This window comes from Candidatus Omnitrophota bacterium (genome assembly GCA_030688425.1).
In the GTDB taxonomy this organism is placed as follows: domain Bacteria; phylum Omnitrophota; class Gorgyraeia; order Zapsychrales; family JANLHA01; genus JAUYIB01.
On the sequence record JAUYIB010000032.1, the window covers coordinates 1 to 1,653 of the forward strand.

A 1,653-nucleotide genomic window follows, 5' to 3' on the forward strand; every position below is an offset into this window, starting at 1 on the left:
TTGAGGTGGTCCCCAAAATTCGGACAACTTGTTAAGGTTGGGTCCTGCCCCTAAAATACTTAAGGCAGAAAGGAGCAGGAGATTGAAACAGAACCGCAGGAAACACAACCCCTCGTTCAAGGCCAGGGTAGCCCTGGAGGCGTTGAAAGGCGAAGAAACCATCGCTGAACTGGCCAGCCGCTATGAAGTCCATCCCAGCCAGATACGTAAATGGAAACAGGCGTTGGCGGATGGCGCCGCCGGCATCTTCGGTGGAGAGGAAGTCCGGAAAAGGAAGGATGACGAAAACCTGGTTGCCCGTCTGTATCAGGAGATCGGGCAGCTCAAGGTGGAGAAGGATTTTCTCGACAGAGCTTTAGGTCGCTGAGCGTAGAGCGGCGGCGTGAGGCGGTGCACCGCGGTCACCCGTCGCTCTCCATAGTGAGGCAGTGCAAATTGCTGGATATCAGTCGTTCCGGCCTGTACTACCAGTCCAAAGGAATCTCAGAGGAGGAGTTGACCCTGATGAAGCTCATTGATCGCCAGCACCTGGCCATCCCTTTCTACGGGGCGCGGAAGATAGCCGCCTGTCTGAAGTGGCAGGGTTACACCGTCAACCGGAAACGGGTTCAGAGATTGATGGGAGTCATGGGCATCCGGGCCATCTACCGGCGGCCCCGGACCAGCAAACCGGGCAAAGGGCACAAAATATACCCGTACCTGCTGAACGGCATGAAGATTACCCGGCCGAACCAGGTCTGGGCGGCAGATATCACGTATATATCGATGGCAAAGGGATTTCTCTATCTGGTGGCCATCATCGACTGGTACAGCCGGTATGTTTTGTCCTGGAGGCTCTCCAACACCATGGATGCTGACTTCTGCGTCGAGGCGTTGGAGGAGGCGCTCAGGAAGGGTAAGCCGGAGATATTCAATACCGACCAGGGTAGCCAGTTCACCGGCGATGAATTTACCGGGCTACTAGAGAAACGGGGCATCAAGATCAGCATGGACGGAAAGGGGAGCTACAATGACAACCTGTTTATCGAGAGGCTGTGGCGGACTGTGAAATATGAGGAGGTATATCTGAAAGCCTATCAGGACGGCAGGGAGGCCCGGCAGTCCCTGGCCGACTACTTCCGGTTCTATAACAATGATCGTCCCCATCAGACATTCGGCTACAGGACGCCGGCGGAAGTCCACACCCCCACCCCTATAGCAAACATTAAAGGAGGTATGCTAGAATCACTGACATCGGACCCATCAATGATCGCGGGACCCTACCTTAACTTCGTCCCTCTCCTGTCCTAACGATGGGGTCCACCTCAATTGATATAAGAATTAGATACCAGGCATCTATTTTCGTCAACGCACAGGACATTACCCCTACTCCGGATACCGTGAATTCTTTGACCATGCTCTTCAAAGATAAGGGTCTTATCCCCGCCGCCTATCACGCAATTCGCCTCTCGACTGGCGCTACTCCTCAGCTGCGTATTAGACTCATTAGTCCTGATAATGAATGGACTGTCTCATTTGCCCCACACAGAATAGACATTGACAAAAATGCTGTTGACCCAAAGGGAGATAACTTGGGTGATTTGGCTCAGTACTGCTCGGATGCTACTCAACTTTTTGAAAGAATTATAGGTAAGTATACAAAGCGGGCAAACC

Annotated in this window: 2 protein-coding genes; both read left to right on the forward strand. The window is 52.9% G+C overall.

Annotated elements, in window-relative coordinates:
- Window positions 1-82: 82 nt before the first annotated feature.
- Window positions 83-1,290 (forward strand): IS3 family transposase gene (locus Q8Q08_12750; protein ID MDP2654882.1). Its coding sequence is split into 2 segments (ribosomal slippage): window positions 83-344 and window positions 344-1,290, totalling 1,209 coding nucleotides; the frame shifts between segments, so codons are not numbered across the junction.
- A gap of 104 nt (window positions 1,291-1,394) precedes the next feature.
- Window positions 1,395-1,653 (forward strand): hypothetical protein (locus Q8Q08_12755; GenBank protein MDP2654883.1); only part of this gene is annotated, 259 nt, incomplete at its 3' end.